This window comes from Geminicoccus sp. (assembly GCF_035556675.1).
Taxonomy (GTDB): domain Bacteria; phylum Pseudomonadota; class Alphaproteobacteria; order Geminicoccales; family Geminicoccaceae; genus Geminicoccus.
On sequence record NZ_DATMFZ010000100.1, the window covers coordinates 1 to 4915 of the forward strand.

Consider the following 4915-nt stretch of genomic DNA (forward strand, 5'->3'; position numbering starts at 1 on the left):
CGAGGGATCGTTCACCGGCAGGGCGCGCGCGAGGATCTTCGCGACGACCGACCAGGCTTCTTCCCGGTCGAGGCCGAGCTCCTGGAGCCGGCGGACCTCGGCCTGCGGATCGAAGGGTTCGGGGGAGGATGGAGCGGGCGAAGGGAGTCGAACCCTCGTCCCCAGAATGGGAATCTGGTGCTCTGCCGTTGAGCTACGCCCGCGCTCGGCTGTCTTCATGGTGCTAACCCGGTGCTCATCGGTCCGTCTAGACCTTTGAGGGAAGCCGCGCCGTTATTGGCTTTCGGCTTCCTCGAGCAGTAGCTTGGGAAGCTACTGCTCTACCACTGAGCTACACCCGCGCCTGTCCTCTGGATAGCCGGCCACCGCGTCGGGCGCAACGGTCAGCCGTGGCCGCGCCGAATAAACACGGAACTCCCTGCAGGAGGGTGTTGACGCCTCCCGCGCCATCCCCTATTCCGCAGCCACCCCGCCGGTGGGCGCATAGCTCAGTTGGTAGAGCAGCTGACTCTTAATCAGCGGGTCCACAGTTCGAGTCTGTGTGCGCCCACCACGGGGTAAAGTCTGCGAGCAGGACCACAGACGGTCCAGACGTTCCCTCCGGATATGCTGCATCGTGACCGGAAGTCAGGTCGATTCGACTTGGCCTCGACTTCGTGTCTCAGCGTCGAGCGAGCCTGCCGGCCAGTCCGCTCATGGCCGCCATCGCACTCTCTGCCGATTCCCGCTCTACCTTGCGATAGGCCGTGACCACGTCCTGGCCGAATTCAGTCAGGTCGGCGCCGCCGCCTTGGGCACCGCCATGCCGCGAGGTCACCAGGGGCTCGGTGAACATGCGGTTCAGTTCGTCGACCAGCGACCACGCACGCTTGTAGGACATGCCCAGGCTCCGCCCGGCAGCGCTGATCGAGCCGGTCTCGGCGATGGCCTCCAGCAGCCGGACCTTGCCCGGCCCGATTCGCTCGCCTTGCGGAAAGTCGATCCGCACGCTGATCGCGATCGCCATGCACCTTCCCCTGATCCGCCCGCTCCGATCCTGCCCGAACCTGGCGACAGACGCACGGCCGGCAGTCAGCCGCGCAGGTGCAGCGGCACCAGATGATTGTCCCAGGCGAGCGATGCCCGAGCCAGTTCCTGCGCTTCGCCCGAGGCCGCGTCGATCTCGATCAGCCGGCCGGTGCCGCCGCTCGCGACGAAGCGGCCCGGTGCGCCGGCCGTGGCCACGCCGCAGCCGTCTTCCAGCGCCACCTCGTGATGGACGGCTCCACCTTGGTCCAAGATCAGGATGCGGTGGGCCTTCGGGCAGGACACGGCCAGCCAAGCGCCGCTCGTGTCGTAGGTGATGCTGCCGGTGTACTGGCGAAGCGCGGCGGCCCGTCCCCGCAGCTCGTCCACCAGCCGGAAGCCATGCCGGTCCAGGATTGCCACCAGCGGCACCGCAGCCTCGGGATCGCCCTGGAACTGGCAGGCACAGGCGATCTCGCCGGTCGGGCTCAGCGACAGGTGGCGCAGCGAGAGCTGATGCAGCTGCCCCTCCAGGGGAAAGCGCTCGATCAGCCGGCCGGAGCCGAGATCCATCAGCACGAGCGAGGGCGCCATCGTGTCGAGGTTGAGCTTGAGCCGCTTGCTCTGCGGGTGGGTGAGGATGCCGCCCACCGCGACCGCCAGGGTCTTGCCGTCCGGCAGCACCGCCACGTCGTGCGGCCCGATGCCGTGGCCCGGCAGCTCGGCCAGCTTGAGGAAGCCCTCGTCCACTGCATAGACACCCAGCGTGCCATCGCCCGTGTCGAACTTGTTCTCGGCCGTGATCAGCAGCCGGCCGCTCGGGTCGAACGTGCCGTGCCCGGCGAAGTGCCGGTTCGCCTCGGCTTCGAACGTCGCCAGGCGTTCGCCGGTCCGGCTGTGGAACGCCACGGCGAACACGCCCGGGCGCCGCGCGAACACCACTGCCAGCTCGCGGGTCGGGTGGACCGCGAAGCTGTGGCCGCGGGCCGGCAGGTGCAGGGCGAACGGGCTGGTGCCGCCAGCGCCCAGAGCTGCCGCCTCGTCGCCGCTCACCGGCTCGGTGCGGCAGCCCAGCCAGCGCGGTGCCGCACCGCCATGCTCGGTGGCCGCGGCCATGGCCAGGACCGGGTCGGCGAACGGGAGGCCCGCCAGGATGGCGAGCGTGGCGCGGCGGGACAGCTCCATGGTCAGTCTCCGTCCAAGGCGTTGAAGCCGAGGCTGATCCCGATGGCAGGCGCCAGGCGCTCCACCACCAGGAGGCGAAGCTGCTGGACCTCCTGCAGGAGTGCCTCGACCCTGGGGCGGGCGGTTGGATCGGACACTGCCTGGTCGAGCGGCAGGTCGACCGCTGCCAGTGCTGCCTTGGTCCGCTCGAACTGCGCGCGGATCATGGTGTCCAGGACCTGGCCGTCGTCCAAGGCGGCGAGACGGGCCGCGACGCCGTCCGGGGTGAGATAGACCGCTTCCACCGCTTCGAGGCTGGCGCCGATCGCCGCCAGCGACAGGCCGCTGCGCCATGCCTCCGCCCGCTGGCCGCGTGCCGTATCGATGCTGAGGCCGAGCGGCCGGGCGATCTTCTCCTGCGAGATCCGGTCCAGGCTGTCGCGCATCGAGATCAGCAGCAGGCGGCGCCGGTCGTTGTCGGAGAGGCGGGTGGCGGCGAACTCGGTGGAAATAGCTTTGGCGAGGTCGGCCTGGGCGCCGCTCACGGCACGCAGCAGCCGGCAGCCACGCTGCCCCGGCTCCTCCGTGCCGCCGACCGGCCCGCCGCCGAACAGCACCTCCTCCCCCATGCCGAGGCCCGAGGCGGCCATGCCCTCCGACTTGCCGCTCGCGAGCGACCGGGCGATCTGCCGGCCCGCGGAGCCGTGCGGGTCTGGCCAGAACCAGATCCTGCTCGCCAGGTCTGCCGGCACGGCCGGCCCGACCAACCACGTCCTCGCCGCCTGCCAGCGCAGCACGAGCTCGCGGAAGGCCTGACGTGCCCGGTCGACCGCGACCGGATCGGCCGGGACGGCCGGCTCCGAACAGGCGGTCAGGCTGGCCTCATCGAATGCACTGGCTGCTTCCTGCCAGGCCCGCACGGCTGCGTTGCCGGGTAGGGCCAGCTCTGCCTCGGCAAAGGCCGGCCAGCCGAGCAGGGTGATAACGGCGAGGATCGGGACGCGCATCGGCTCAGAGCCCTCCGAGAAACGCCAGCAGCCTCGCCCGCTCGGCCTCCGGCAGGCCCGCATAGCCGGCCGAAGCGGCTCCGGCAGCGCCGTCGTGCCACAGGATCGCCTCCTGCGCATCGCGGGCGCGGCCGTCATGCAGGAGCGGACGGCCCTGCATCAGGCGCCGGCCCAGCCCCCAGAGCGGCGTGGTGCGCCAGCGCTGTCCGATGGCCGGGTCGCGCTCGTCGCTGGCCAGGCCGGGACCCAGGTCGTGGGCCCGGAAGTCGGAATAGGGCCGAAGGCCCCCGAGCTCGGGGCGGTGGCAGGCGGCGCAGCCGAGCGACGTGAACAGATGCTCGCCGTCCGGATCGGGCGGGCCGGTCGGTGCCGGTGGCGGCAGGGAGCGGAGATAGGCCAGCAGGCTATGGACGATCCCGGGAGCCAGCTCCACGCCACCCTCCCCTTTGCCGCTGCCATGCGGGCCTTTGCGGCAGCCGGGCTCCGCTTCGGTGCAATCGCCCCAGGGCTCGGGATGCTCGGCCGTGGACAGGCCCAGGTCCAGCAGCAGCGCCTCCGTGACCGGCTGGGCCAGTGTGGCGTGCATGGCCTTCAGACCGAACCCGCCGGCCTCCGCCAGCGCCTGCTCGACCATGCCCAGCCCGGCCAGGCCCGGCGCCAGGCGTAGGGAGCCGCGGCTGGGCTCGGCGATGGCATCCGGGGCACCCACTTGCGGCACCGGCCGCCGCAGCGTGACGATGGTGCCATCGGCCAGACGTCGCGGCTCGGCCTGCCAGCGCACCTCCAGCCGACCCTCCGGCTGGTGGCCGGGTGCCGCAGCGGTCTGCAGCTGCCGGCCATAGGCCGGATCGTCGTCGAAGCGCAGCACCAGGCCCGCACCGTCCGCCATCTGGCCGCCGCCGGCCCCTTCATGGCAACTCGCGCAGGCGCGCGCGTTGAACAGCGGACCGAGCCCGTCGCTCTGGCGACTGGATGCACCGGCCACCGTCCAGATCCGCCGGAACAGCGCTTTGCCCACCACGGCATCCAGGTCGCGGCTGCCAGCCTGGTCCGGGGCGAGCAGGGCCGCGGCCAGGAGCAGCGGGGCGGCCAGCCGCTTCATGCAATCCGGAACCAGCCCATCATGCCGGTCTCCTGGTGCTCGATGATGTGGCAGTGGAGCATCCAGTCCCCGGGATTGTCGGCGACGAACGCGATCCGGGTGCGGTCGCGCGGGCCCAGCAGCACCGTGTCGGCGCGCTGGCCGGCGGCACCCTGTCTGGGATCGAGCACCTGGAAGGTCAGCCCGTGCAGATGGATCGGATGCTGGTACTGCGTGGCATTGACCAGCTCGATCACGTAGCTCCGCCCCCGCACCAGCTCGAACAGCGGCGGCGGCAGCGCCCGGTGGCCCTGTTCCGGCCAGCTCCTGCGGTCGATCGCCCAGTGGGTGGCGGCACTCAGGCAGAGATTATCAGCCAGCCGCAGCACCTGGCCGTCCTTCAGCACGATCTCGCTGGCGATCGCCGTGGCCTGGAAGGTCAGCCGCAGCTTTTCCGCGTGGGCCAGATCGGGCTCTGCGAAGGTCGACGGGCGCAGTGCTGCCGGTGTGAACGGCCGATCGGGACGTGCCGGGCCACGCCCGCGCAGCCGGGCGAGCGGCACGGGCTCCGGCGCGAAATAGTCGTAGAGCACCGCCTCCTCGCCCGGCCCGGGAGCGCGCAGCGTCAGGTCCAGGCGCATGGCCGGGCCCAGCCGCC

General features: G+C 71.3%; 5 protein-coding genes and 2 tRNA genes. 1 reads left to right on the forward strand and 6 read right to left on the reverse strand.

Annotated elements, in window-relative coordinates; all coding sequences use genetic code 11:
- Positions 1 to 129: 129 nt before the first annotated feature.
- Positions 130 to 203: transfer RNA gene (locus tag VNS22_RS07835), tRNA-Gly, on the reverse strand.
- Between the two features lie 274 nt (positions 204 to 477).
- On the opposite strand from VNS22_RS07835, the gene VNS22_RS07840 reads away from it, so the two are divergent.
- Positions 478 to 553: transfer RNA gene (locus VNS22_RS07840), tRNA-Lys, on the forward strand.
- 108 nt (positions 554 to 661) lie between these two features.
- On the opposite strand, the gene VNS22_RS07845 is transcribed toward VNS22_RS07840, so the two are convergent.
- From VNS22_RS07845 to VNS22_RS07865, 5 genes are all read right to left on the reverse strand, one after another.
- The gene (locus tag VNS22_RS07845; RefSeq protein WP_325731282.1) at positions 662 to 1006 is read right to left on the reverse strand and encodes a winged helix-turn-helix domain-containing protein; all 345 of its coding nucleotides are present in this window, start codon (positions 1004 to 1006) and stop codon (positions 662 to 664) included.
- A 65-nt stretch (positions 1007 to 1071) separates the two neighbouring features.
- Positions 1072 to 2190 (reverse strand): DUF1513 domain-containing protein, encoded by a 1119-nt coding sequence (locus VNS22_RS07850; protein ID WP_325731284.1) that lies wholly within the window; start codon positions 2188 to 2190, stop codon positions 1072 to 1074.
- Positions 2191 to 2192: 2 nt separating this feature from the next.
- Positions 2193 to 3176 (reverse strand): imelysin family protein, encoded by a 984-nt coding sequence (locus VNS22_RS07855; RefSeq protein ID WP_325731286.1) that lies wholly within the window; start codon positions 3174 to 3176, stop codon positions 2193 to 2195.
- Between the two features lie 4 nt (positions 3177 to 3180).
- Entirely contained in the window at positions 3181 to 4278 is a 1098-nt protein-coding gene (locus tag VNS22_RS07860; protein WP_325731288.1) for a di-heme oxidoredictase family protein, read from the reverse strand.
- Positions 4275 to 4915 (reverse strand): multicopper oxidase domain-containing protein (locus VNS22_RS07865; RefSeq protein ID WP_325731290.1); only part of this gene is annotated, 641 nt, incomplete at its 5' end. The genes VNS22_RS07865 and VNS22_RS07860, both read right to left, overlap by 4 nt.